The sequence below is a fragment of the Roseburia inulinivorans DSM 16841 genome, assembly GCF_000174195.1.
In the GTDB taxonomy this organism is placed as follows: Bacteria; Bacillota; Clostridia; order Lachnospirales; family Lachnospiraceae; genus Roseburia; species Roseburia inulinivorans.
This window is the reverse complement of the sequence record NZ_ACFY01000021.1, coordinates 51,069-75,892: the sequence shown is the minus strand read 5'-3', so window position 1 is coordinate 75,892 and position 24,824 is coordinate 51,069. Positions and strand designations below refer to the sequence as shown.

Sequence of the window (24,824 nt, the reverse complement as noted above, 5' to 3'; positions counted from 1 at the left end):
CTGCCCTTCATAACCTATAACCGCACCACAGAATCTGCGACACTACGCCAGTTAAACTCCGGTTTTAGAATGGAAGTCCCCCTAAACCACCCATGCCACCGGTGATTTTTGCCATAGAGCTCTGGCTTTCCTCATCGAGTTTACGGAATGCTTCATTGGTAGCTGCCATGATAAGATCCTCTAACATCTCGATATCATCCGGATCAACAACTTCCTCGGATAATTTGATCTTTGTCACTTCATGTTTTCCAGAAACTGTTACTTCAACTGCTCCGCCGCCTGCTGTTGCAGTTACTTCTTTTTCTTCTAACTCTTTCTGAGCTTCCTCCATCTGACGCTGCATTCTCTGTGCCTGTTTCATCAGATTATTCATATTTCCAGGCATACCACCTGGGAATCCACCTCTTTTTGCCATTGTAATTCCTCCATAATTGTTTTCAACTCATGATATATAAAGACTGTCGAGCAAGGCTCGTATAGATAGCGATCATGAAGCTATGCTACATGATAATATAATTTTCCAGATTCGTCCAGCTGGAAATTAGAAATCATCTTCTTCAATCTCAAAATTGATAAGTTGTCTAAGATCCGGATAAATCTCCTCACTCGCGTGTCCGGTGTCATTTTGTTTCACCTGAAGTTCCACTTCTTTTCCAATCCGCTCTGCAATCATCATTTTCAGACTGTCCTGACATTCTGAACGATTTTCCGAAATGTACTCATACGCATTCGGATCTTCAAATACCAGAAGCAGACAGTTATTTGGTCCAAGTGTTGGAACTGCCTTATTCAGATAGGTTTTGGTAATTCCGGTAAGCTGGGACAGGATTCCCTTCCAGTTTCCAATAATCTGTTTGACATCCTCCGGGATTGCTTTTGGGAGCTCCATTTTTGCAATTTCTTCCGATGCAGTTACCTCACTGCCCTGCCTGGGGCTTTGGGATTGTGCAACAACAACACCTTTTTCCAGCTTTTTTTCCAGACTGTCCACACGGTCTATGAGTGATGTATAATCTTTTTCCATTTCTGGTTTACATAACTTTATTACATTTATTTCAATCAAAATACGCTTCTGCGTTGCATATTTGATCTGATTGCTGAGTTCTGAAAAAATACGGATGTATCTCATTAAGATTTCCGGATCGACCATTTCCGCTTCTTCTTTTAACAATGCAAGGTTATCCGCAGAAATGTCAAGTACATCTTCCATATTATCTGAGCTCTGGACAAGAAGAAGATTTCGCAGATACCATGTAAAATCTGTTACAAACTGCCCCATCTCGCGTCCTTCAATGACCATCCCGTCAATCACCTGAATTGCCCCGGTCACGTTTTTATCCAAAATCTGTCTGAGCAAGCGGCTGAACACTTCCGTATCTACTGCGCCAAGCGTCTCAAGCACTTTTTCATATGTCAGTTCCTGCCCGAGATAGAATGCAATACACTGATCCAAAAGGCTCAATGCATCCCGCATGGAACCATCTGCTGCCTTGGCAATGTAACGGATTGCCCGCTCCTCCACATTTACCTGCTCTTTTTCCATAAGATACGTCAGGCGTCCTGCAATCGTATCAATGGAAATTCTCCGGAAATCGTATCGCTGGCAACGGGATAAAATCGTTATCGGAATCTTGTGTGCTTCCGTTGTGGCAAGAATAAAAATAACGTATGACGGTGGCTCCTCCAACGTTTTTAGCAGTGCGTTGAACGCTCCTATGGAAAGCATATGAACCTCATCGATAATGTATACTTTGTATTTTCCCTCGGTCGGACGGTATTCCACTTCCTCACGGATCTGACGGATATTGTCCACGCCATTGTTGGACGCCGCATCGATCTCGATCACATTCATGGAACTGCCCGCCGCAATCGCTTTACAGGTCGGACATTCCCCACAAGGGCTGCCATCCACCGGATGCTCACAGTTGACTGCTTTTGCAAAAATTTTTGCGATCGTCGTTTTACCGGTTCCTCTTGTTCCGCAAAATAAGTAGGCATGTCCGATACGATCTGCTTTTATCTGGTTTTTCAAAGTTGTTACGATATGATCCTGTCCTTTTACATCTTCAAATTCCTGTGGACGGAATTTCCGGTACAACGCCGTATATGACATGCTGTTTTTCCTCTCTTAGTTATGCCCGGCTCTGACGATGCAGTTTGCCGGGCATTCATTTTTTTATGTTTTTAATCACCAAAACTGATTCCGATACGTTTTGCTTCCTGAATCATCTGGCAGTCCGGATCAACGGTTTTCAATTTGCCGGAAACCTCTGCCAATGGCACACGTTTTGTCTCTCCATTGATCATTGCAATCATGTAGCCGTAATCTTCCTCAATGATTGCCTGTGCTGCTGCAGAGCCAAGTCTGGTACAGAGCACTCTGTCATATGGACATGGGCTTCCGCCCCGCTGTGTATGTCCCGGAACCGTAACACGGACCTCAACGCCTGCTGCTTCATAAATCTGATCCGCAATCTCATAGGAAACGGACGGATATTTGCGGTCGGCCACTTTTGCCTTGTATGCTTTCTTTGTCAGGGATGAATCCTCCTTGGAAATCGCACCTTCCGCAACTGCAAGAATTGTAAATCCTTTTCCTGCTTTTGTTCTCTTGTTGATAGCTCCTATCACTTTATTGATATCATATGGAATCTCCGGAAGCAGGATAATGTCCGCACCACCGGCAATTCCTGCATATAACGTCAGCCAGCCGACTTTGTGTCCCATAACTTCCACGATAAATACACGGTTGTGGGAAGCTGCTGTCGTATGAATGCAGTCGATCGCCTCTGTTGCAATGTTGATCGCACTCTGAAAGCCAAAAGTGACATCTGTTCCATAAATATCATTATCGATCGTCTTAGGAAGATGAACCACATTTAAGCCCTCTTCCCGGAGAAGGTTTGCCGTTTTCTGCGTTCCATTGCCGCCAAGGATCACAAGACAGTCCAGATTTAATTTATGATAAGTCTGCTTCATTGCCTCTACTTTATCGAGACCATTCTCATCCGGCACACGCATCTGTTTGAATGGCTGACGGGAAGATCCTAAGATTGTTCCACCTTTCGTGAGGATTCCGGAAAAATCTGCTGAAGTCAAAAGACGGTAATCTCCATAGATCAGCCCTTTGTATCCATTGTGAAATCCGTATATCTCAAGTTCATCTACATTATTGCTCAGTCCTTTTACCACACCACGCATAGCAGCATTCAGTGCCTGACAGTCGCCGCCGCTTGTCAACATTCCGATTCTTTTCATACGTAAACAGTCCTTTCTCATTACTATATTAAATGATTTCATTGCTAATCTAGATTATAATATATTTTTTTAACAGGTACAACTATTTCAAAGCTTGCAGATTATAGAAAATATGGTATACTAAACAAGTATTTTTATACAAAAAGAAAAGCGTATCACGTTTTTCTATGGAGATATACCCAAGTGGCTGAAGGGTCCGCACTCGAAATGCGGTAGGTCGGTAAATGTTCCGGCGCGCGAGTTCAAATCCCGCTATCTCCGCTAAAAAAGGATATCGCATGGTAATTCCATGCGATATCCTTTTTATATTAAAATTTGCTTTCGAAAATGCTTTATTTCACATCTGTCACTTCGTAACCCGCATCTACAACTGCCTGTTTTAATGCTTCTACAGAAGCATCGCCTGTTACGACTGCATTTTTGTTTTCAAGGCTTACGGTAACTTCTGTTACGCCTGCGACCTCTTTTAATGCTTTCTCTACATGTGCCTGGCAATGGGCACACATCATGCCTTCGATTGAAATTGTTGTTGTCATAGTTGATTCTCCTTTATCATTGTTTGTTGATTTTATATTATTATCCAGTGCATTGTGCTGGTTAATATCTGCAATTGTACTTGCAGCGACATCCTGATGCGGTTCACTTTGTGTCTTTTTCGCATCGTGCAGTTTTACCCATCTTAACCGGAGTGCATTACTTACCACACATACGCTGCTCAGACTCATGGCTGCTGCACCGAACATCGGGTTCAATTTTATCTGGAAAAGCGGATACAAAACACCAGCTGCAAGCGGGATTCCGATACTGTTGTAAAAGAATGCCCAGAATAAATTTTCTTTGATGTTGCGGATCACGGCTTTACTTAATTTTACTGCACCTACAGCGTCAAGTAAATCGTTTTTCATCAGTACGATATCAGCACTCTCGATCGCCACGTCTGTTCCTGCCCCGATCGCAATTCCCACATCTGCGGAGGCAAGCGCCGGTGCATCGTTGACGCCGTCACCGATCATCGCTACTTTATGTCCTGCCTGTTTTAAGGCTGAGATTTTCTCCTCTTTCTGTGTTGGCAGAACCCCGGCGATCACCTCATCGATACCAACCTGCTCCTTGATCGCCTGTGCGGTCACTTCGTTGTCACCGGTTAACATAATGACATGTATGCCGTAATCACGGAATTTCTGTACCGCCTCTTTACTGGTCGGTTTTACCACATCTGCAACTGCCACAATTCCAAGGAACTGTTTTTCATCTGCAAAAAGAAGTGGTGTCCTGCCCTGTTTGGCAAGTGCCTGGATCTGGTTTTTCTGTTCTGTGGAAAGGCTGATTCCTTTCTCTTCCATCATCTTCTCATTTCCGGCATAGTAGTGTGTACCGGACACTGTACCTTCGATTCCTTTTCCAAATAAAGCGTTGAAATCTGTTACTTTTTCCAGAGAAATATTGTTTGTCAAACAATAGTTTACAATCGCCTCAGCAAGCGGATGTTCGCTGCCTTTTTCAAGACTTCCTGCAATCTGAAGAAGCCGCGTTTTATCTGCATTCTTTCCGGCAGCACAGATAATATCTGTCACGACAGGTTTTCCCTGCGTGATAGTTCCCGTCTTATCTAACACAACGGTGTCGATCTGATGTGCCGTCTCTAATGCGTCACCGGATTTGATGAGGATCCCGTTCTCTGCACCTTTTCCGGTTCCAACCATGATTGCTACCGGTGTTGCAAGACCAAGTGCGCACGGACACGAGATCACAAGCACTGCGATCGCAGTTGACATGGCAAACTCAAACGTTGCGCCGGAGATCAGCCAGATAACTCCTGTGATCAGTGCAATGGTAATAACGGCCGGCACAAAGACTCCGGCAATTTTATCTGCCATTTTTGCAATCGGGGCTTTGCTTGAGGAAGCTTCCTCAACCAGCCTTATGATCTGCGCAATTGTAGTGTCTTCACCGACTTTTGTTGCTTTTGCACGGATGAGTCCGGATTTATTTATGGATGCAGAGACAATGGTATCTCCCTCCTGTTTTGGCACCGGAATGCTCTCACCTGTGATCGCAGATTCGTCAAAAGAGGATTTTCCCTCCAGCACGATACCGTCCACTGCAACCGATTCACCCGGTTTTACAAGGAAGATTTCTCCTTTTCCCACATCTGCTGCATCCACGACCTGCTCCACACCATCTCTTACAACCGTCACGGTCTTTGGTGCGAGATTCAGAAGTTTTGTGATCGCCTCGCTTGTTTTTCCCTTGGACTTCGTCTCAAGATATTTTCCAATGGTGATCAGTGTCAGGATCGTTCCGGCTGACTCAAAATATAAGTCATGGGCATACTGATGTACGACCGCCATGTCGCCATGTCCCATCGCATAACCGATACGGTAAATTGCAAAAATACCATAGAGAATTGCCGCACCCGCACCGATTGCGATCAGGCTGTCCATGTTTGGACTTCTGTGCCACAATGTCTTAAATCCGTTTTTAAAATATTTCTGATTTGCGATCAAAATTGGCAGCAACAGTAAAAACTGCGTAAACGCATAGGTGATTGCATTCTCATTTCCATGCAGAAAGTTCATGGTAAACGGCGGCATCGGAATGTTGAGCCACTGATATATCATATGTCCCATGGACACATACATCAACGGTATCCAGAAAATCAGTGAGACGATCAGCCGCTTTTTCATGTTTTTCACATTCTGCTCTACGGCTGAAAGTCCATTGTTTTCCTGACTGCCAGACTGTCCGGACGTTTTTGCCCCGGATTTTGCGTGCCCGTCTTTCACCGCCGCACCGTATCCGGCATCCTCCACTGCCTTGATAATTCCTGCTGTATCAAGTTTATTCTCATCAAATTCGACCTGCATACTGTTTGTCAGCAGATTCACGCTGACATTTTCCACCCCGGTGAGCTTGCTCACGCTTTTCTCCACATGGGAAGAGCAGGCGGAACAGGTCATGCCTGTAACATCAAATCTCTCTTTCATGTATATCGTCCTTTCCTGTTATGTTCTGTTTTTGAATATCCGGAGTTCTGCTGAAACTTCGGATATAACTTTGTCAGAGTTCTTTATTTCATCAGTTTCTTCAAAAGTTCACACAGTTCATCGACTGCCTCTTCATTTCCTTCGCGGATATCCTCCGAAACACAGGTTTTGATATGTCTCGCCAGAAGTTCTTTGTTAAACCCATTCAAGGCCGCCTGGATCGCTGACACCTGTGTGAGAATATCCACGCAATAACGGTCGTCCTCCACCATCGCCCTGATCCCACGCACCTGTCCTTCAATGCGGCTCAAACGTGTCATGAGCGCTTTCTTCTCCTGCTCATCACGCTGTTTATGTTTTACATTGCCATCCTCATTGCCTTTACAACAACATGTCATAGCTCCACATCCTTTCTGTCCGCCGCACTCTGATTTTGTTATCTGAATATTATTTTTACCACTTATGATTTTGTCATTCATCATATTTTATATACCCCTATGGGGTATTTTGAATATAGTATAGGATAAAAGAAAAGTCAAGCATCATTATTTACTATTTTTCTCATTAACTAAATTTCTATTACCGTTCTCCTGTATTTCGTTCCCATAACAATTCCTAACTTAACAATGCAAATAATATAAGTTCATGATATAATGTGCGTAAGCAATGAGCAGTGCCATAGACAGAGAAAATATTTTCTGACTGCTTGCAGGCAAGGAAATATTTTTCCTGTCTATGATAGGGCGAATGCCCGACAGCCAGGAAAATCTCTGATTTTTCTGGCGTGCACTGCGGACTAGAAATCATGATCTAATAAAGACTAAAATAGATAATTGCGAAACTCCTAAAAACGTGAATGAAATTGTTCAAAATTAACAAAAGCTTGAGAAAACACTGGGGAGCGGTCGGCACTTAGAAGGCAGGTGCGGCATAAGCCGTGACTGGCTTCTTAGTACCGCTACCAGCGACACGTAGCGGAAGCGTGTTTTCGAAAATTTTGTTAATTTTGAACAATTTAAAGCAACTTTGCCAGAGTTTCGCATTCCCCAAAAAACCAGAGAAAGGACTTCCCTATGCTTTTGAAAAAAGAAAAACCCGCCCAGATCGATCCCCTCGAAAACTGGCCGGAACATTATTATGAGATAGAAAATGCCAAAGAAAGAAAAGAGATTCTCGCTCAGGCGATCAGCCGGGGGCTGGATCTTCCAAATGATAATTACCGTATGAAATTGTTGGAAAAACGTTATGGAAAAGACGGCAAGAACGATGCCTTCATGAAAGCATGGATGATGATCAAAGCATCCGGTGCTGCCGGAATTTCTTTTTTCAACAAGCGGCATCTGCAAAAAGAATTAAAACAATATATGAAAGATCTCTGTCTGCTCGAATACGCACCTGAGAATGAAACAGAACAGGCAGTTCTGCTGACAGAGTGGGAAAATTTTGCGAAAGTTCTGCTTGCCTCCTGCACGGGAAGCAAAACTTATTGCTCCACTCTTTTTGGCATTGTGCCGATCAAAGATGCATCCGTTGCAAGAAAAATCGCGGAAGAGATCGACTTCGTCACAAGAACTTACCCACAAAAGCTCGAACTTGCTGACGAATTCGCTCCGTTCCGCGAAGTGATGGTCAACACCTACTGTAATATGATAGAAAATGGTTCTTCCTACTGGTACGAAGTTGTAAACTCCTGATCAGAGTAATCCCTGATGAGAATCAATAAAATCAGATTAATCCCTGGATTAGGATAAATAAAATCAATACCGGAAGCACAAACTGGAAATATGGTTTTAATCCTTTTGCGATCTTAAGACCTTTTCCAGTATTTGCTTCTTCCAGATAGTTATCAAATCCCCATCCCCATTTTGTGACGCAGAATAACAGATAAATAAGGGAACCACCCGGTAGCAACAGATTGCTCACAATAAAATCCTCACTGTCTAACACATCTCTGCCACCGATCAGGTGCAGATCACTCCACACATTATATCCAAGTACACATGGCATGCTGGCAATCAGTATGATCACACAGTTGACCAGTGCCGCTTTTTTTCGATCCCAACCAAACATATCCATACAAAATGACATGATGTTTTCAAATACCGCAATAATCGTGGAAAAGCTTGCGAAAGTCATAAACAAAAAGAACAGTGTTCCCCATATACGACCGCCTTCCATATTTACAAATACGTTTGGCAGCGTGATGAAAATGAGTTTTGGTCCTGCCCCGACTTCCACGCCGTAGCTGAAACATGCCGGGAAAATGATCAGTCCTGCCATGATTGCCACAAATGTATCCAGTGCACAGATTCTGACACCTTCTCCTGCAAGACTGTTATCACGACCCATATAGCTTCCGAAGATCTCCATGGCTGCAACTCCGAGACTTAAGGTAAAGAACGCCTGATTCATTGCCGCTGAAACGACATTTCCAATGCCCACTTCCCTCACCGTTTCCATATTGGGGATCAGATAAAAACGTACACCCTCACCAGCACCTGATAAAGTAAAGCTGTGTACCGCAAGGATCACGATCAGGCCAAGCAAGGCACTCATCATGACTTTGCTTATTTTTTCCAGACCATTTTGCAAACCTCTGCTGCACACAAAAAAGCCCAGAATGACCGTGAGTATCATCCAGAAGCTCATCTGCAACGGGTCTGCAAGCAGGTTGGAAAATACTGCTCCGGCAGCCTCCGCATCCATACCAGCCTGAAATTCACCCGTCAGGAATTTATAAAAATAAGTTATCATCCACCCGGAAACTGTCGTGTAATACATCATCAGCATGTAGCAGCCAAATATCGCTGCCCAGCCGTGAAGATGCCACTTGCTTCCCGGTTTTTCCAACGCCTTGTAACCTAACACGGCACTCTTACGGCTTGCACGTCCCACGGCAAGTTCCATCGTCAGAACCGGAAGTCCCATGGCAATCAGGAACACGAGATAAAGGATTACAAACAATCCTCCGCCGTTTTCTCCTACGACATAAGGAAACCTCCATACATTTCCAATTCCAATGGCACATCCAGCACTTACCAGAATAAATCCCAGACGTGATTTGAAAGATTCTCTTTTCATGAACTAATCCCTTTCAGTCAAAAACACCTTTCCGCTTCGGCTGCAACTTTCTGCTGTCTCACGAAAAGGTGTTTTCATTGCAATATATTCTGTATATTAGATATTTAACAGATCACTATAAACTTTTAATGCTCCGTCTGTGTCATGTGCAAGAACACGTTTTGCAAGAACTTTTCCAAGCTGAACGCCTTCCTGATCGAAGCTGTTGATATTCCATAAGAATCCCTGGAACATAACTTTGTTCTCAAAATGAGCAAGTAAAGCACCAAGTGTCTTAGGATTTAATTCCTCACCGATGATGATGGAAGATGGACGTCCACCTTCAAAATTCTTGTTGCGGTCGTCGTCTGCCTTACCACATGCAAATGCTACGATCTGGGCTGCAACGTTTGCGCAGAGTTTCTGCTGGCTTGTGCTGTCCTGTATCACAACATCCGTTCCGATCTGGCTGTTCTTAAATCCGATGAACTGAAGCGGAACAATATCTGTTCCCTGATGTAATAACTGATAGAAGGAATGCTGTCCATTTGTACCAGGCTCACCGAAGATCACCGGTCCTGTCACGTAATTTACAGACTCACCAAAACGGTTTACAGATTTACCGTTAGACTCCATGTCTAACTGCTGTAAATGTGCAGGGAAACGGCTCAAAGCCTGGGAGTATGGTAAAACGGCTGTAGCCGGGTAGCCGAGTACATTACGCTCATAAACTCCGATCAATGCGTCGAGCATTTCCGGATTCTCTAACATATTTTTATTTAAAGAAAGTTTATCTTCTTCTGCTGCACCGTCTAAGAACTGTGCAAACACCTCCGGTCCGAATGCCAGGGATAAGACAGCTCCGCCAACTGCTGATGTAGAAGAGAAACGTCCTCCGATATAATCATCCATGAAAAATGCTGCCAGATAATCATCACTCTTTGCCAGAGGAGATGTCTCACTTGTAACAGCGATCATATGCTTAGAAGCATCCAGTCCTGCATTTTTCAATGCATCTTTTACAAAAGACTCATTCGTCAATGTCTCTAATGTTGTACCTGATTTTGATACAAGTACGAAAATGGAATGTGCAACATCAATAGAAGCTAATACTGCTGCTGCATCATCCGGGTCTACATTGCTGATGAATTTTGCTTCCATCTTGAATGTGTTGTTTTTCTTTGCCCAGTTCTCCAGTGCAAGATACATTGCACGTGGTCCAAGGTCACTTCCGCCAATACCGATCTGAACTACAGTTGTAAACTTTTCACCTGCTGCATTTGTGATCTCTCCGGCATGTACCTTGTTTGCAAAATCTGCAATTCTATTCTGCTGTTCTACATAAAAAGAACGTTTGTCTACGCCATCTGCCTCGACTGCATCACCCAGCTGTCCGCGTGTCATATGATGAAGCACAAGACGTTTCTCGCCTGTATTCACAACTTCACCATTATAAAGAGCTGCAAATTTTTCAGAAAGCTGTGCTTCCTCAGCTAATTTTGCAAGTGCTGCAAGTGTGTTATCATCCACTTTTTTTGCAGCATAATTATATGCAAGTCCCTCTGCCATCGGTGTGCTGTATTTCTTCACACGCTCTGCGCCGTTTTCTCCGGACATTACTTTTGTCAGGTCAACCTCTGCAACCTTTGACAATTCTTCAAAAGAAGTAAGGGTATCTAAATTCTTCCACTCCATGATGTTATCCTCCTTGTTTTGCGAAGCAAAATGCGACTGCCCTTGCAGGAGCAGAGGATTTTACTCCTTGTTTTGCCTTTTATTTATACAACCGTGAAAAATTATACTATTAAATGTAATCGAATTCAAGTAGCGCAATACACCAAAAAAAGAGTCTCTTTCGAAATTTTGCTTAAAAATTTCACAAAAGAGACTCTCTTTTTATTTTCTATTTCTGATTTGCCGGTTCCATATTGACGGAACGTCCTTTGATCTTCACATTCTTCATAGCTTCTAATACTTCTTTGCCGTACTCTCTTGGCACTTCCACGAAGGTGTATTTGTCGTACATATCGATCGCACCGACGAGTTTTCCAGGCATTCCTGACTCACCTGCGATGGCACCTAAGATATCGCCCGGTTTCACGCGGTCTTTTTTACCGATGTTAATGAAGAGACGAACCATACCTTCTTCGGCTCCGGTGTTATCCCAGTCGATCTCGCCATTCTCTCTGTCGTTTTCCAGATTCACCTGACCGAGTGCCTGTTTTAAGAAGGCTGCTGCGATATCCATTGCGGTGTAATCGGAATCATTGACCTGCTTTTCGATGATCTCGATCATCTCTTTTAAATCTTCATTCTCAATGATCTCACCGATTCCCTGCATCACTTTCTCTGCCTTGATCTGTGCCACATCATCGGAAGATGGGATTGGCATTGCAAGGATCTTGGTCTTGCAGTAACGCATGATATCTTTTAACTTGTAAACCTCTTTTCCTTTTACAAAAGTGAACGCACGTCCGGTACGTCCTGCACGTCCGGTACGTCCGATACGGTGTACATAATACTCGTCATCCTGTGGAATATCATAATTGAATACTGCTTCCACATCATCAACGTCAATTCCTCTCGCAGCAACATCTGTAGCAATCAGGATTTCCACACGTCCGGAGCGGAATGCTTTCATGACACGGTCACGCTGTGCCTGCTTCATATCGCCGTGAAGTCCTTCTGCCATATAACCGCGGCTCTTTAACTCCTCGGAAAGCTCGTCCACCATTTTCTTAGTATTACAGAATACGAGGGAAAGCTTTGGATTATAGTAATCTAACAGTCTTGTCAGAACTTCGGTCTTGTCCTTGCGTTTGACATCATAATAATACTGCTCAATGCTTGGCACGGTCAGTTCTTTTTTTACCACCTTAATGGTCACTGCGTCATGCTGATATTTCTTTGTGATATCTAAAATCGGCTTTGGCATGGTCGCAGAAAACAGAACCGTCTGTCTTCCCTCTTCCGGGATATATTCCAAAATCGTCTCGATATCCTCACGGAATCCCATGTTCAGCATCTCGTCCGCCTCGTCTAAAACAATCGTATTGACTGCCTCGCAGCGGATTGTTTTTCTGCGGAGATGATCCATGACACGTCCCGGTGTACCGATAATGATCTGTGCACCACCTTTTAATGCCTTGATCTGACGGTTGATATCCTGTCCGCCGTATACCGGAAGGATTTTCACGCCATGCATATATTTGCTTAATTTACGGATTTCTTCCGACACCTGGATCGCAAGCTCTCTGGTTGGTGAAAGGATGATCACCTGTGTCTTTTTATTATTTGGGTCTACTTTGTGAAGCACCGGGATACCAAAAGATGCTGTCTTTCCGGTTCCTGTCTGTGCCTGTCCGATCACATCAACTCCTGACATCACAACCGGGATCGCCTGACTCTGGATCGGAGTCGCCTCTTCAAATCCCATCTCTTTGATAGCACGGAGTACCTGTGGATATAAATCTAATTCATCAAATCTTACTGTTTCCATATATTTTCCTTTCGTGCGAATGCGCAGTCGTATACGTTAGCATATTGTCGCCATTTTGTCAACTATTTTGTCAGAATACCCGTATCACATCCGGCACGATCTATGTACCCCGGCTTCCATGAAAAAGAAAGCTGGGTTAATATGAAAAGCAATCGAATACTCCCTGTTTTTCATCCATATCCAAGCAAAATCCAGTCGTCGTACACTCCACATGTATTTCTGTTTTTCCCCTGTAAAAATGTGATATGCCCGTCACCTCTAAAAAAAGCTGCCGTAGCAATAGTTCGATTGCGGATTGCTCATTATAACTTATGCCAATTTTCCTCTAAGGTTCCACTTTTTCCTGTTTTTGAGGATAAATCCAGCTCCTGCCCACGAATATCCGCAATACAGATATCATTTCTGCTTCTCTTCTTTACCTGATATAACAGCATATCTGCAGTATGTAGAAAATCCCAGCTCCTGTTTCCGTTCTCCGGAACTCCATACGAAATTCCCTGGGAGATCGTCACGATCGGCAAAGCCTTGGAATATAAATGCTCCAGTTTCAGATCCATAATATTCTGCCGGAGTGCAGCTGCCTTCGCGTACACTTCCTCCGCACTTGCACCTGCGTAAATGATAATAAATTCATCTCCGCCATATCTCGCACAGAACGTCTGTCTGTCTTCCATTTTTTTCAGCTCATCTGCAATTGCTATAATGCACTCATCGCCCTGCTGATGTCCATAATTGTCATTATACTGCTTAAAAAAGTCAATATCTAAAATCTCCATTGCAAGCGGAAGCCTGTGTTCATAACAGTAATCTAATACTTTGTCCGAATAATCATTCAGGCGGTAACGGTTTGCCAGTCCGGTCATCTGATCTGTCTCCGACTGTTTCAGCAGCTTCACATTGACTGCTTCCATCTCCCTGCGGCTCTCATTTGCACGTTCGAGAGAACTTCTGACATAAAGCATGTTGACGATCATATCTTTGTTCTCGCGCTCCATGATCTCGGAAAGCTCATAATACAGACCAGCTGCCTGCAGATAACCTGCATTGTCCTGATTCTTGCGGTAGCCTTTGATCTTAATGGAAATGACTCTGCGCTGCAGATTGATCACACCTGAATCTTTCACGATCCGATCCAGCTTCTCAACGATCATCCACAACACATCATCCCGGCCGATCTCCAGCATCAGCCCGCAAAAATCACAAAGGTCGTCAAACACCTCCATGATCTGCACATTTTTATTGATTATTTCCACAATCTCCTGGATCTGTGCATCTCGTCTCACATAATTGTGGATCAGATGATAATACCTTGCCTTCAGGCAGTCCACATATAAAATATCTATGTCCTCATAATAAGACGCACATTCCGCATCCAGTTTTTCTATATAAGCATGTGTCTTATCTAACATCCCCTGCAGCATATAGCAGCGTGCCAGATTCACGTAACTGGCCATCAGTCCGACATAATTTTCCTTCACATCTGGATTACTTCTGCAGTATGAATGAGCCTTTTCGAAATAACTTTGTGCCTCGTGATACACACCATTTTCCATGTACAGATTACCAAGATTCTGCATGATGCTGATCTCCATCTTAGTAATCCCATATTTACGACAGTAATTCAATCCTGTCAGATAGTAATCCATCGCTGCAGACACATTTCCCTTGTTGACAGAAGAGATTGCCATCAGGTTGTAAGACCTTGCGATCAGCTCCCACTGTCCGGTCTGTCCTAACAGATGGATTGCCTGCGCAATGTTGTGGAACATGTGCTCCACATCATTCAGCAGATAGTAAGTTTCCCCACTGTAAAAATATGCAAAACCAAGAAGTGCCGCATCTTTATGTTCCTTTGCATACCGTTCTATATCAAGACAGCATTTGAGTGTATGCTCTGCGTCCTTTCCTCTGCTGTTCAAAACTTCCTGTTTCCATGCGTTTACCACGTCATTTGATCCATGAACTCCCATGCAGTCTCTTCCTTTCTGCCTGTTTTCGGTATTTCAATAAAATTTATTATAATCCAGAAATTCCGTGTGTTCAAGAAAAAGGAAATTTTTGCTATTCAAAAAATTCAATCGGATCGACCGGTACCCCATCTTTTCGAAGTTCAAAATACAGGTTACTGCCCTCAACAGAATAATATTTTGTCGGTTCTGTCACATAACCGATCACATGACCTGCCTCCACATAGTCTCCCACTGCAAACTCCGGTTCCTTAAGCTGTCCGTAGACTGCGAGATACCCATCTCCCAAATCCTCTGTCACGGTACATCCTGTCACTTCATTTGTCTCAATACTCTGGATTTTTCCTTTTGCTACCGCATAAACTTTGCTGTTGACATCCCCGGCAATGATGACCGCCGGATTGTATTTGTACTGGTCCAACGTCGCAAAATACACCGTCGAGTCCATGCTGTAATCTAAGATCACATTTCCTTCCATCGGCCATAAGATGCCATCTTCCGCAGCAAAATGAAGTGCCTGGGAAGTGTTTCCTGTCGGTGCCACCTCTTCCTGTCCACTGTCTGCTTCCTCACTCTCCTTTTCTACCTCTGCTGTCTCTGTGCTCTGTGTCTGCGGTTTTAAAATAGAAGCAACCTGATCTGCCTCTGTCTCTTCCTCCATTGCCACATTCTGGTTCTCCGTGTCCATCTCTGCTGCAATTTCCTGTTCTAACTGCTTTCTCTCCTGTTCCTGTCCTCTGCTATATAAAACAGTCATGCCGACTGCTGCAAGGATTACCAGCGTGCCTGCAATGATATACTGTTTTTTCTGCCAGAAGGCTGCCCACCCGTGATTCTTTCTCATATTTTTCACCGTCCATTGTTTATTTAGCAGAATACATTTACTGCTATTAACAATAGTGTTGCCACATTCAGACGGTTTATTCACAGTAATTGGAATCGTTTTTCATTCCACATTTTCCAGCTCTGTACCGGGAAAAAAATACTGTAAAATTTTTCTGTAATCCTCCCCTTTTTCAGCCATTTTCTGTGCTGTATACTGGCTCAGCCCAAATCCGTGTCCATGTCCTTTCGTTACAATTCGAACCTTGCCCGGCTCCAGTTCTGTCACCGTAAAATTCGCGGATTTCAACCCAAGTTCCCCGCGCAATTCCTCTCCTGTGTAGGATTTCCCATTCATCTGTGCCTTTGTGACATACCCGGCGCTATCCTTCTCTTCGATCGTGATCTCCTGATCCAGATACAGCACCGAAAGATAATCCGGCGCCTGTGCATCCTCATAGCATGCCACACCTGAAAGGTAGGGCATATCCAAATCCGGATATAATTCTTCCATATTTCTCGTATTTCCTGCACTCACTGCATGGTATGCCGCATATATGTAATGATTCCGGTACTGCAGCGTCTCTCCGTCTGTCTCCTGTATCGCCTCCCTTATCTTCCCCTCTGCCTCGGAAAAATAGTCGCCCCACAGCTCCTGCAGTTCGCCCATTGTCATCTGCCCCGGAAGCTCTGTCCCCGTCTCCTCTGCTGCCTTAAGATTTGTGCGGGCGATCACACACTGGGCTTTGATACATTCCTCCGGTGCATCTGCGCTTATCTCCTTTGCAACAATGCAAAAAAGCATGTCCGCATCCTCCTCTTTTTCCGCTGTCCGGTTTACATTTCCCAGCAATTCTTCCAGCTGCATTTTCTGGCAAAAAATGGTGAGAAAAAGTGGTATGAGCAGCAAGAGCAGAAGTATGGTCAGCATCGTGTTTATTCTTTTTGCCAAGTTTTTTCTGTGCATAAAAAATCTCCATCCCATATACAAGTATATGAGACGGAGTCAGCTTTTATGAATCAAATTTTATCAGGAGTTCCTGTGGAAAGTTTATGCCTGACCTCAGGGATTCTGTTGTCTGCAAAAAGTTATGATACACCGATACGAATATGGCAGGTGCTTTCGAATGAAAATGTTCGGCTTGTTGATTTGTCTGATGTCATGTTTGGACTTTCTGATTATTTATGTTCATTCAGAGCTGGACACTTCACGCCAAATGTGCGCCCGGGACAAACTCATTGCGAAAGAATCGTGCAGGAGTTAATACAGCAATATCAGCAGTTGTCCAGTCAAAAATTATCTGAACAGCTTAATTTTTGACTGGTTATAAACAATGCTGATAGCTGTATTTACTCCTGCCAGATTCTTGAGTTGAGTTTGTCCCGGGCGCACATTTGACGCGGAGTGTTCAGCTATGAATGTACATAAACCGTCAGTCCAAACATGACATCGGACAAATTTACACAATCCTCACGAATTTTCATTCGAAAGCACCTGCCATATTCGTATTGGTGTATTTTTACGTTATGATCAGACAACAGAATCCTTGAGGTCAGTCATAAACTTTCCACAGGAACTCCAGACTTCTATTATATTTTGCTGCCGATGATGTTGCTGAGCTGCGCGAACTGCTGAAGCGTCAGTGCTTCGCCACGGATGGTGACCGGAACGCCAAGTTCCTCAATGCTTTCCTGGATCACTTCTTTGGAAAGATGAATGTCCGGCGCATTATTCAAGCCATTGGCAAGCGTCTTTCTGCGCTGATTGAAGGATGCACGGATGATCTTAAACATTAATTTTTCGTCATTCACCTGCACCGGCACTTCTTTATGTCTTGTGAGACGGATCACTGCGCTTCCGACATTCGGGCGAGGCATAAAACAGTTCGGCGGAACGATCGCAACAATCTCGGGTTTCGCATAATACTGCACTGCAAGGGAGAGTGCCCCATATTCTTTCGTTCCCGGTCCCACCTGCATACGGTCTGCCACTTCTTTCTGCACCATGATCGTAATGCTGTCGATCGGCACATGGCTTTCAAATAATCCCATAATGATCGGTGTCGTGATATAATATGGAAGATTCGCCACAACTTTGATCGGCTTTCCTCCATTTTTTTCCTCTGCCAGCTTATTAATATCTACTTTTAAAATATCATCATTGATGACTTCCACATTGTCGTATGCGCTGAGTGTGTCTGCCAGAATCGGGATCAGATTTTTATCAATCTCCACCGCCGCCACTTCTCTTGCATTCTCGCAGAGATACTGCGTCATTGTGCCGATTCCAGGTCCGATCTCCAAAACAAAATCATCCTTTGTGATTCCGGACTCCTCAATGATCTTCTCAAGCACATGCGTATCGATCAGAAAGTTCTGTCCAAACTTCTTCTGAAAATTAAAATTATATTTCTGTAAAACCTCTATGGTATTCTGTGGAATTCCTAACGTTGCCATATACTGCCTTTCTCTTCAAATAAACGATCTAAAAACTCTGCATACAGGCGGTTAAATGTTTCATGAAACGTAACTGCCACATTTACATCCTGATTTCCAGACATCTGTGCCTCCTCAAAAATAGCAAAGGCTGTCTCATATAAATCCGGGTTTTTGTCATAAAATACTTCCGTCAGACCATCCTGAAAGGCAAACTGCGCCTCCTGTGAAAGATTGTCCTTAAAATCCTCTTTGGAAATGCATCCACCCTCCTCGTAATCGGACAAAAAGATGTGTCCGCCTGCGGAGGTCACGAAATCTTCAAATGCCTCTTTTACATCCTCATAGGTTACCGGAACATAATTTTCCTCCCAGTAACGGTCAAATGTTTCTCTATCCGGAAATGCTGCTAAAATATCTTCCATACCTGCGCTCCTTTGTGTTTTCTGCTCCATTTATACTATCATACTTTGCAATCGTTCCGCAATAATGTATACAGGGTTGGCTCTAAGTGAAATTCCCTGCACATGTTTTCCACTTCCGCTAAATATTTTTTCTTCGCAGAGGACGGTAAGACCGGGCGGCGGACCGCACGGATCAAAATATTTTTCGGTGTGTGTTCAAAGTCAATAAATTCCAGCAGCTGGGTTTTGTATCCGCAGCACTCCAAAAGATTCGCCCGGATCGCATCTGTTGTCAGCGCTGAAAAACGCTCTTTGATAATGCCGTATCTTGTGAGCAGGGAATAATCCTCACTCTGGATCTGCTTATTCACCTCATGCTGACAGCATGGTACGGAAAAAATCATTTTTGCATTCCATGTGATTGCATTATAGAGTGCAAAATCTGTCGCAGTATCGCAGGCATGGAGCGTCACGACCATATCCACGTCAAACGGCGTCTGAAATCCATTGATGTCACCTAGCTCAAAGCGCAGATTGTCATAGCCATATTTCTCCGCCGCCCGGTTGCATTTTTCGATGACATCTTTTTTCAGGTCGAGTCCAAGCATCTGCACTTTCATGTGCCGGATCTCTGTAAAATAATAATACATAATAAAAGTCAGGTAAGACTTTCCGCACCCGAAATCAATGATGTGGATCTCCTCGCCTTTATATTCCCGGATCGCATCATCGATCATCTCGATAAAACGGTTGATCTGGCGGAACTTATCATACATGGACTTTACCACTTTTCCCTCTCCGGTAAAAATACCCATATCCACCAGCGGCGGGATCACCTGTCCCTCATCCAAAATGTAATTTTTCTTCCGGTTATGCTCTGTGACTGTGTCTGGTGCTTCTTTTGAAGCTTTCGCCCTGAGTGTCACCGCACCTTTCTTTGAGATCAGAAGACTGTATTCTTTTGTCTCATCCCATGCATTTACCTGCAGGAATGTATCATGTATGGCTTCCATCAAATAGCCCTGCAGATCTTCTACGCCAAAATTATCGTGAAACACCTGTTTCTCTGTATACTTTGCCGCCTGATAGCCATCGCCTTTCTTCTCCACCACGATCTTTTTGTACTGGCAGTCTTTCGCCATCGGCTTACTGATAATTATTTTCATGAGCGGATTTGCTGACAGCTTTTCGATTGCCGCAATCCAGTCCTCATTCGCCTCAAATGTCTTTTCTTCTCCCTCTTCATTTGCGAGAATCACAAGACATTTTTCTTTTTCTCCCGACTGCCGCTCTTCGCAGCCGTATTCTCCATCAAAAATCTGTTTTAGTTTCCACATGATCTATGCTCCTTACTGGGATTCGGAAATACATTCCTGTTCCAGCTTTATTCCTTTTTGTAACATATAAGTGATGAGTTTTCTCTCTTCGTCCGGCAGCTCCATTTTTTCTAACTGCATCAACCGCTTTTTGTCGTTTTCTGTCAATGGTTTCGCATAATCCTCATACTTTTTCAATGTTTCAATGTCCATTTGAAACATTTGAAATGGGATCCCTGTTTTTCTTTTCAAGTGTTCTAAAATATAAAATCCGCCTGCATCCAAATCTCCAAAATGATAATATTGTGCATCCGGCAATTTCTGATAAATCTGCATCAGCAGATTTCGTCTGCTGTGGTTATGATAACCGCCAAGATAGATCACCAGACTGTGTTCCTGTTTAAAACGGTAAAAAGAAGTCAGATTTTCAATTGTGAATACTTTATCAATCGTCTGATCCGGACAGATATCCGGCGTATCCTCCTCACTCCCCACCGCAACAGCGATTCCTTCCGGGAAAGCACTGATATCTGCAGCCTGCTTTCCGGCGCTGTAAATCTGTACGTTTCCCTTCATATACACATAGCCCGGTGTTTTATAAATCTGATACTCCGCAAGAATTTCTTCATTTTCAAATCCTGTCAGTTCTTCATTTTCCTCCCGGAATATTTTACAGATTTTTGGGATCAGTGTCTCGAATACTTTGCTGTCATGAAAATGTTCTATGGAAAATTCCCTGATATAACATTCTTTCCTGTTCTGCTCTACTTTATCTAAAGTGTCAATCAGTTGTTCTGTTTTCCTGTGATCCATAATGTCGAGATATTCTTTTACTGACTGTTCGCTTTCCAGCCGCGTTATCATGCGGGACAAAAAGCTTCTTGTTATCTCACCCTGCGTTTTCTGATAAAACTGCTCCAAAATCTGTTTTGTACGTGCCTCGGCTTCCCTCTTCGGCTTCCTGCCAAGCCTCTCATATGCCTCTTCCACATGATCCTCACAGAGTACAAGCTTCTCGATAATATATCCGGGCTTCTGGTTTTTCCATGCGATTGCGACCAGTCCCTCACGCTCCATCTGTTCTGCGGCTGCGTGAATGGTTTCTATCTCAAGCGAGCTCTCATCGAAATACTTTGGCATCGTCTTCTTATTGAACGGAAATGCAATATGGATCGCTCTCTGGTTTTCTCCTCTGGAGAGCTTACTGTTTTCGTATTTGTCCAATAGATCATTCAATATCTTATTTTCGACCGGATGCATAACGATACTCCTCCACGAAGCTTACTTTATCGTCTGTCAGTACTAATAATGTCTCCTGCATTTTCGGACCGATATACTGGATTTTATCCGGCGGCGCTGCGATCACGATCTGAAGCGGCAGTCTGTTCATAAACTCAAGAACTGCCCCGATCCTCTCATCATCCATATTGTTAAATGCCTCATCAAACATCACCAGCCCGATTGCCTCTCCGCCGATATTATTATTGTACAACTGGACAAAGGATGCGGCTACCGTCACATAGAACGGGGTCTGTGTCTCGCCTCCGCTCTTTTCCTCACAAACCTTAGAGTAAAGAGAATAGCTGCCATCCTCATGTGTGATCTTAATATCATAATCCATATAGGTGCGGTAATCCGTAAATTCATCTAATGCCTTGATCCCATTGTCCTGATCCAGTGCGAGCTTTGAAAATAGTTCATCAATGACTTCCTTATGATTCTCATGAAACAGACCGCTGAAAATGGACTCTCCCTGCACTACATTAAAATCATCCATGATCATATCATAATATTTTCCATAGCTTTTGCTCGGCAAATATAAAAATTCATATCTTTCATTGCTGAAGGTGATATCTTTCAATGCCTTATTGAGTTCTTTAAACTCTCCCTGTGCCTGCTTCATATTTTCCTGAAGCTTGGATAAAAACTGTTCCCGGAATTCTTCCTCTGCCGATAATTTTGCTTTTCTTACTTTTTCTTCATAATTCAGAAGTTCGGAGTTCACCAGTCTCTCCTGGACTGCCGCATACTCCGGATATGCTTCTAACGTAGCTGCTGCACCAAAATCAAATGCCGTTTTGTAATCGTACATCGCACTTGTCATTTTCTTATCCGCATTCTCTTTTGTTGTATTATTCGCCTTACGTCTCCGGTCAAAATTCTGCCGGAACTGCTCTAATGTCTTATCACCGGTCTGTTTTTCGTATTCTTTCTTCCAGAGCACGATCTCGTTTTCTGCTTTCTGGGCAATGTCTGTGATCAGTTCATTCTTGTGTATGCACTCATCCTCGCACTCCACAAGCCTGTCTTTTGCACTGCTTATTTTCAGTTCGCAGGCTCCGCTTTCCCTGTCACTTTTTGAAATGTGGCTTTTCAGTTCCTCACACTCTTTCCGCATTTCATCCGCACGGATCTGCTTTTCGATCATGGTCGTATTCTGCTGCAGATTCCGGATCTCCGTCTCACATTTTTCAATCTCAAGTCCTGTCCTTTTCAGTTCTGATACAATTGTAATCCTATACTTCACATCTGTATCATCATCCCACTCGAGCCATTGCAGCGTCGCTTCCATATGTGTCATACGGTCTTTGCATTCTATTTTCTGGCGGTTTAAATCCTCCTTTTTCTGCAGTGCCTGCTCATACTGGACTTTAAATGCATTCTTGCCGATAAATGGAGTTGTATAGATTTCCGGTCTGATCGCAGATGCGACATGATTCTGATAGCGCATGCAATTTGGTGTGATAGAAACCGGATACTGTTTTAATTCATCCACTCTCTTACACATATGTACCTTGCCAAGAACCATATTCACATACCGCTTCGCATAAATACTCTTCGACTCCACAACTGTTGCCAGACTTCCTGCTGGTGCAATGTCATATTCCTCGAGTTTGCCGGAATTGATCAGTCCCACACCGTATGCTTTCTTTTCTCTTCTCAGTTTTTCGTAAATACCAAGGGCAATGTCAAAATGTTCCGGCTCTACCAACACATAAAATCGCTGTGTATTCAGATAGCCCTCCACTGCATTTCTCCATGTTTCATCCGTGATTTCTAACATTTCACACAAAATCCTCGGCTTTGCCGTCCTTCCGATCTTGAGCAATTCCTGCTCCACACGCGACATCAGAAGCTCGACTGCCGAGGGATAGGAAAACCGGTGCTGTTTCAGATTACTGATCCGCTGCTCTGTCTCCTGCAGGTCTGCTGCGATCTCATTCAGCCGGCTTTGAATCTCTAAATTTTTCCTCTGCAGTTTTGTACTCATATGCTTCTTGTAAGCGATCGCCCGGTCAATCAGTTCCTGCGCACTAACAACGTCCTCCGTATCCTTCAGCCGGTGCAGCAGCTCATCATACTGCTTCATGCATTCATCCACATCCGGTATTTCAAGCAGTCTTTTTACTTTCTGTCCTGCTTTTTTTCCGCTCTCTAACAGTCTTTTCTTTTCCTGATATTGTATTTCTTCTTTTTCCTGTAATTCTTTCAAATATTTTTTCTGCTTTTCCAACGTCTGGAAATCTGAGTTGGCGTTCAGTTCCGCTAAAAGCAGTGTGCGGACTTCCTCCTTATTCTCCAGTTCCTTTTTCATGCTGCTGCACTTTGCATTCAGCTGTTCCAGACGGTAACTTTCGCGCCTGATCTCATCCTGCAGAACGCCGATCTGTTCTTTGGTCAGATCCAGATCCGACTGTGCCATAAAATATTCATACATCCGGTCAGATTGTATACAATCCACCACTGCTTTGTGGTGGCATTCGATCTCTGACAGTTTTTCAATTCTGTTTTTCACACCCTCCAGCGTTTTTTCCAGTTCCTGATAGCTTCTTACATTTTCGCGCAGATTGTCAATATTGACTTCTTTTTCATCCAGCACATAGGAATAGACAAAGTCCTTGATATCATCAATTGGTTTAAACGCCAGCGCCTTTGGGATCAGCTGGAAGAACTTATCCTCGATTCTTCCAAAACGCTGTTTGATCATTTTTTTGCCTTCTGCGTTCGTCTTTGCAAATAATTTGATGTTTTTATTGTTAAACGACCTGAATTCTGTGATGGTCCGTGGTCTGTTTCCGATCTTAAACATCTCATCCTCTAACATCACATTGTCCATGAGATAACGCACGACTGTCTCCTGCCCCTCAGTCGCCGAATCTATCACTGCTCCGATGACAAAATACTTTTCCTTGCTCTCCTCATAAAATTCCAATGCGACATGCGCACTGATCTCTCCGGTTCTCTCATAAGGATGATTTTCACGTCCGGTCTTACACCGGATATAACCGGTCAGCTTTCTCTTGCCGTTCTCATGGGCAGCCTTATTAAAATGATTTGTGGAGCAGGTCACAACAAATTGGATCGCATCTAAAAGTGTGGATTTTCCGGCTCCATTTTCGCCGGAAATCAGAGTTGAGTCCCCAAAATCTATCGTGACATCCGAGAAACGATGCCAATTAATCAGCTTCAGTCTGGTCAGTTTCTTCATCTTTTAATTTTCCTTTCCTATAACTGTCCACTTTGTCGTATACACTCTTGATATCCTCTACCCTCACTGCCATCAGGATGGAATTATAGATCAAAACTCTGGACTCCTCATTTTTCAGATCCGAATCCAGCAACTCAATCAGCTGATATCTCCGGAACAGACGGAGTGCATTTCCCATCGTCGTCTTATCGATCATTTTGTCACGGATCTTCAGGCTTAAAAACTTGTCCTGAATATCGCCCAGATTCACGATGACTTCATCGCTCACAGACAATTCTCTTTTCTTCTCGTCAAACAGAATACGCAATATGAGTAAAATAACGGACTCATATAATTTTAAATTCTGCCGGTTTGTATTCAGGGCGTTGGTAAGCTGCACAACGCCATATTCTTCGTTTATTTCTAATCTGTAGCCGAGTACTCCAAGTAATTCTTCAAACTTTTCTTTGTACTTTTGTATAAAATAGAAGTCACTTCTTGTTGCCTGATTCTGTCTGCATATAAAACATACATTAATCAGTTTATTACATATTCTGCGGAATTCATCCTGATCCTTCTGCAGCATGCCATTTAATAAATCCATTCT

Annotated in this window: 19 protein-coding genes and 1 tRNA gene; 3 read left to right on the top strand and 17 right to left on the bottom strand. The window is 43.5% G+C overall.

Translation table 11 applies throughout. The features are described from left to right. Positions 1-64 precede the first annotated feature (64 nt). The 3 genes from ROSEINA2194_RS01995 to ROSEINA2194_RS01985 all read right to left on the bottom strand — a co-directional run bounded on the left by ROSEINA2194_RS01995 (position 65) and on the right by ROSEINA2194_RS01985 (position 3,258). Complete coding sequence (locus ROSEINA2194_RS01995; RefSeq protein ID WP_007882765.1) at positions 65-415, bottom strand: YbaB/EbfC family nucleoid-associated protein; 351 nt, start codon at positions 413-415, stop codon at positions 65-67. A gap of 126 nt (positions 416-541) precedes the next feature. Continuing rightward, entirely contained in the window at positions 542-2,113 is a 1,572-nt protein-coding gene (dnaX, locus tag ROSEINA2194_RS01990; RefSeq protein ID WP_007882764.1) for a DNA polymerase III subunit gamma/tau, read from the bottom strand. 71 nt (positions 2,114-2,184) lie between these two features. Beyond that, a complete protein-coding gene (locus tag ROSEINA2194_RS01985; RefSeq protein WP_044926923.1) occupies positions 2,185-3,258 on the bottom strand; it encodes a 6-phosphofructokinase in 1,074 nt (357 codons plus the stop codon). Between the two features lie 169 nt (positions 3,259-3,427). On the opposite strand from ROSEINA2194_RS01985, the gene ROSEINA2194_RS01980 reads away from it, so the two are divergent. Beyond that, positions 3,428-3,519: transfer RNA gene (locus ROSEINA2194_RS01980), tRNA-Ser, on the top strand. Between the two features lie 71 nt (positions 3,520-3,590). Here ROSEINA2194_RS01980 and ROSEINA2194_RS01975 read toward each other — a convergent pair. Beyond that, positions 3,591-6,245 carry a heavy metal translocating P-type ATPase gene (locus tag ROSEINA2194_RS01975; RefSeq protein ID WP_007882762.1) on the bottom strand — a complete coding sequence of 885 codons (2,655 nt, stop codon included), beginning with the start codon at positions 6,243-6,245 and terminating at the stop codon, positions 3,591-3,593. A gap of 83 nt (positions 6,246-6,328) precedes the next feature. Then, on the bottom strand, positions 6,329-6,643 hold the full coding sequence (locus ROSEINA2194_RS01970; RefSeq protein WP_044926937.1) for a metal-sensing transcriptional repressor: 315 nt from the start codon (positions 6,641-6,643) through the stop codon (positions 6,329-6,331). Between the two features lie 675 nt (positions 6,644-7,318). Between ROSEINA2194_RS01970 and ROSEINA2194_RS01965 the strand changes: the two genes are divergently transcribed. After that, on the top strand, positions 7,319-7,939 hold the full coding sequence (locus ROSEINA2194_RS01965) for a DUF6553 family protein (RefSeq protein WP_007882759.1): 621 nt from the start codon (positions 7,319-7,321) through the stop codon (positions 7,937-7,939). Between the two features lie 31 nt (positions 7,940-7,970). Here ROSEINA2194_RS01965 and ROSEINA2194_RS01960 read toward each other — a convergent pair whose 3' ends face one another. From ROSEINA2194_RS01960 to ROSEINA2194_RS01935, 6 genes are all read right to left on the bottom strand, one after another. Then, positions 7,971-9,326 (bottom strand): sodium-dependent transporter, encoded by a 1,356-nt coding sequence (locus ROSEINA2194_RS01960; protein ID WP_007882758.1) that lies wholly within the window; start codon positions 9,324-9,326, stop codon positions 7,971-7,973. A 96-nt stretch (positions 9,327-9,422) separates the two neighbouring features. Continuing rightward, complete coding sequence (locus ROSEINA2194_RS01955; RefSeq protein WP_044926920.1) at positions 9,423-11,003, bottom strand: glucose-6-phosphate isomerase; 1,581 nt, start codon at positions 11,001-11,003, stop codon at positions 9,423-9,425. A 205-nt stretch (positions 11,004-11,208) separates the two neighbouring features. After that, on the bottom strand, positions 11,209-12,804 hold the full coding sequence (locus ROSEINA2194_RS01950; RefSeq protein ID WP_007882750.1) for a DEAD/DEAH box helicase: 1,596 nt from the start codon (positions 12,802-12,804) through the stop codon (positions 11,209-11,211). Between the two features lie 302 nt (positions 12,805-13,106). Beyond that, positions 13,107-14,774: a tetratricopeptide repeat-containing diguanylate cyclase gene (locus tag ROSEINA2194_RS01945; RefSeq protein ID WP_007882746.1), complete on the bottom strand. Its 1,668-nt coding sequence runs from the start codon at positions 14,772-14,774 to the stop codon at positions 13,107-13,109. 91 nt (positions 14,775-14,865) lie between these two features. Beyond that, complete coding sequence (locus ROSEINA2194_RS01940; RefSeq protein WP_044926918.1) at positions 14,866-15,615, bottom strand: M23 family metallopeptidase; 750 nt, start codon at positions 15,613-15,615, stop codon at positions 14,866-14,868. 102 nt (positions 15,616-15,717) lie between these two features. Then, complete coding sequence (locus ROSEINA2194_RS01935; protein WP_049887968.1) at positions 15,718-16,560, bottom strand: SpoIID/LytB domain-containing protein; 843 nt, start codon at positions 16,558-16,560, stop codon at positions 15,718-15,720. A 48-nt stretch (positions 16,561-16,608) separates the two neighbouring features. Between ROSEINA2194_RS01935 and ROSEINA2194_RS01930 the strand changes: the two genes are divergently transcribed. Next, the gene (locus ROSEINA2194_RS01930) at positions 16,609-16,914 is read left to right on the top strand and encodes a hypothetical protein (RefSeq protein ID WP_007882736.1); all 306 of its coding nucleotides are present in this window, start codon (positions 16,609-16,611) and stop codon (positions 16,912-16,914) included. A 269-nt stretch (positions 16,915-17,183) separates the two neighbouring features. Here the strand turns inward: ROSEINA2194_RS01930 and rsmA are convergent, their stop codons facing one another. Genes rsmA through ROSEINA2194_RS01900 form a run of 6 tightly spaced genes read right to left on the bottom strand, consistent with a single transcriptional unit; the run spans position 17,184 to position 24,821 of the window. Then, positions 17,184-18,050, bottom strand: a complete 867-nt coding sequence (gene rsmA, locus ROSEINA2194_RS01925; protein WP_007882735.1) for a 16S rRNA (adenine(1518)-N(6)/adenine(1519)-N(6))-dimethyltransferase RsmA — start codon at positions 18,048-18,050, stop codon at positions 17,184-17,186. After that, positions 18,038-18,454, bottom strand: a complete 417-nt coding sequence (locus ROSEINA2194_RS01920; protein WP_021923596.1) for a hypothetical protein — start codon at positions 18,452-18,454, stop codon at positions 18,038-18,040. The genes rsmA and ROSEINA2194_RS01920 overlap by 13 nt, the downstream gene beginning before the upstream one ends. A 38-nt stretch (positions 18,455-18,492) precedes the next feature. Next, positions 18,493-19,770, bottom strand: coding sequence for a class I SAM-dependent methyltransferase (locus tag ROSEINA2194_RS01915; RefSeq protein WP_007882733.1), 1,278 nt, complete (start codon positions 19,768-19,770; stop codon positions 18,493-18,495). Between the two features lie 12 nt (positions 19,771-19,782). Further along, positions 19,783-21,009, bottom strand: coding sequence for a Wadjet anti-phage system protein JetD domain-containing protein (locus ROSEINA2194_RS01910; protein WP_007882732.1), 1,227 nt, complete (start codon positions 21,007-21,009; stop codon positions 19,783-19,785). Continuing rightward, positions 20,990-24,238 carry an ATP-binding protein gene (locus ROSEINA2194_RS01905; protein WP_007882731.1) on the bottom strand — a complete coding sequence of 1,083 codons (3,249 nt, stop codon included), beginning with the start codon at positions 24,236-24,238 and terminating at the stop codon, positions 20,990-20,992. The genes ROSEINA2194_RS01910 and ROSEINA2194_RS01905 overlap by 20 nt, the downstream gene beginning before the upstream one ends. Next, positions 24,207-24,821 (bottom strand): DUF4194 domain-containing protein, encoded by a 615-nt coding sequence (locus ROSEINA2194_RS01900; RefSeq protein ID WP_007882730.1) that lies wholly within the window; start codon positions 24,819-24,821, stop codon positions 24,207-24,209. Before ROSEINA2194_RS01900 ends, ROSEINA2194_RS01905 begins: the two co-directional genes overlap by 32 nt. Between the last annotated feature and the right edge of the window lie 3 nt (positions 24,822-24,824).

Coding starts and splice junctions, on each gene's coding strand:
- ROSEINA2194_RS01910 (WP_007882732.1), bottom strand. CDS start 21,009: ATGCATCCGGTCGAAAATAAGATATTGAATGATCTATTGGACAAATAC.
- ROSEINA2194_RS01920 (WP_021923596.1), bottom strand. CDS start 18,454: ATGGAAGATATTTTAGCAGCATTTCCGGATAGAGAAACATTTGACCGT.
- ROSEINA2194_RS01950 (WP_007882750.1), bottom strand. CDS start 12,804: ATGGAAACAGTAAGATTTGATGAATTAGATTTATATCCACAGGTACTC.
- ROSEINA2194_RS01940 (WP_044926918.1), bottom strand. CDS start 15,615: ATGAGAAAGAATCACGGGTGGGCAGCCTTCTGGCAGAAAAAACAGTAT.
- rsmA (WP_007882735.1), bottom strand. CDS start 18,050: ATGGCAACGTTAGGAATTCCACAGAATACCATAGAGGTTTTACAGAAA.
- ROSEINA2194_RS01995 (WP_007882765.1), bottom strand. CDS start 415: ATGGCAAAAAGAGGTGGATTCCCAGGTGGTATGCCTGGAAATATGAAT.
- ROSEINA2194_RS01970 (WP_044926937.1), bottom strand. CDS start 6,643: ATGACATGTTGTTGTAAAGGCAATGAGGATGGCAATGTAAAACATAAA.
- dnaX (WP_007882764.1), bottom strand. CDS start 2,113: ATGTCATATACGGCGTTGTACCGGAAATTCCGTCCACAGGAATTTGAA.
- ROSEINA2194_RS01915 (WP_007882733.1), bottom strand. CDS start 19,770: ATGTGGAAACTAAAACAGATTTTTGATGGAGAATACGGCTGCGAAGAG.
- ROSEINA2194_RS01935 (WP_049887968.1), bottom strand. CDS start 16,560: ATGCACAGAAAAAACTTGGCAAAAAGAATAAACACGATGCTGACCATA.
- ROSEINA2194_RS01930 (WP_007882736.1), top strand. CDS start 16,609: ATGAATCAAATTTTATCAGGAGTTCCTGTGGAAAGTTTATGCCTGACC.
- ROSEINA2194_RS01900 (WP_007882730.1), bottom strand. CDS start 24,821: ATGGATTTATTAAATGGCATGCTGCAGAAGGATCAGGATGAATTCCGC.
- ROSEINA2194_RS01985 (WP_044926923.1), bottom strand. CDS start 3,258: ATGAAAAGAATCGGAATGTTGACAAGCGGCGGCGACTGTCAGGCACTG.
- ROSEINA2194_RS01905 (WP_007882731.1), bottom strand. CDS start 24,238: ATGAAGAAACTGACCAGACTGAAGCTGATTAATTGGCATCGTTTCTCG.
- ROSEINA2194_RS01975 (WP_007882762.1), bottom strand. CDS start 6,245: ATGAAAGAGAGATTTGATGTTACAGGCATGACCTGTTCCGCCTGCTCT.
- ROSEINA2194_RS01965 (WP_007882759.1), top strand. CDS start 7,319: ATGCTTTTGAAAAAAGAAAAACCCGCCCAGATCGATCCCCTCGAAAAC.
- ROSEINA2194_RS01945 (WP_007882746.1), bottom strand. CDS start 14,774: ATGGGAGTTCATGGATCAAATGACGTGGTAAACGCATGGAAACAGGAA.
- ROSEINA2194_RS01960 (WP_007882758.1), bottom strand. CDS start 9,326: ATGAAAAGAGAATCTTTCAAATCACGTCTGGGATTTATTCTGGTAAGT.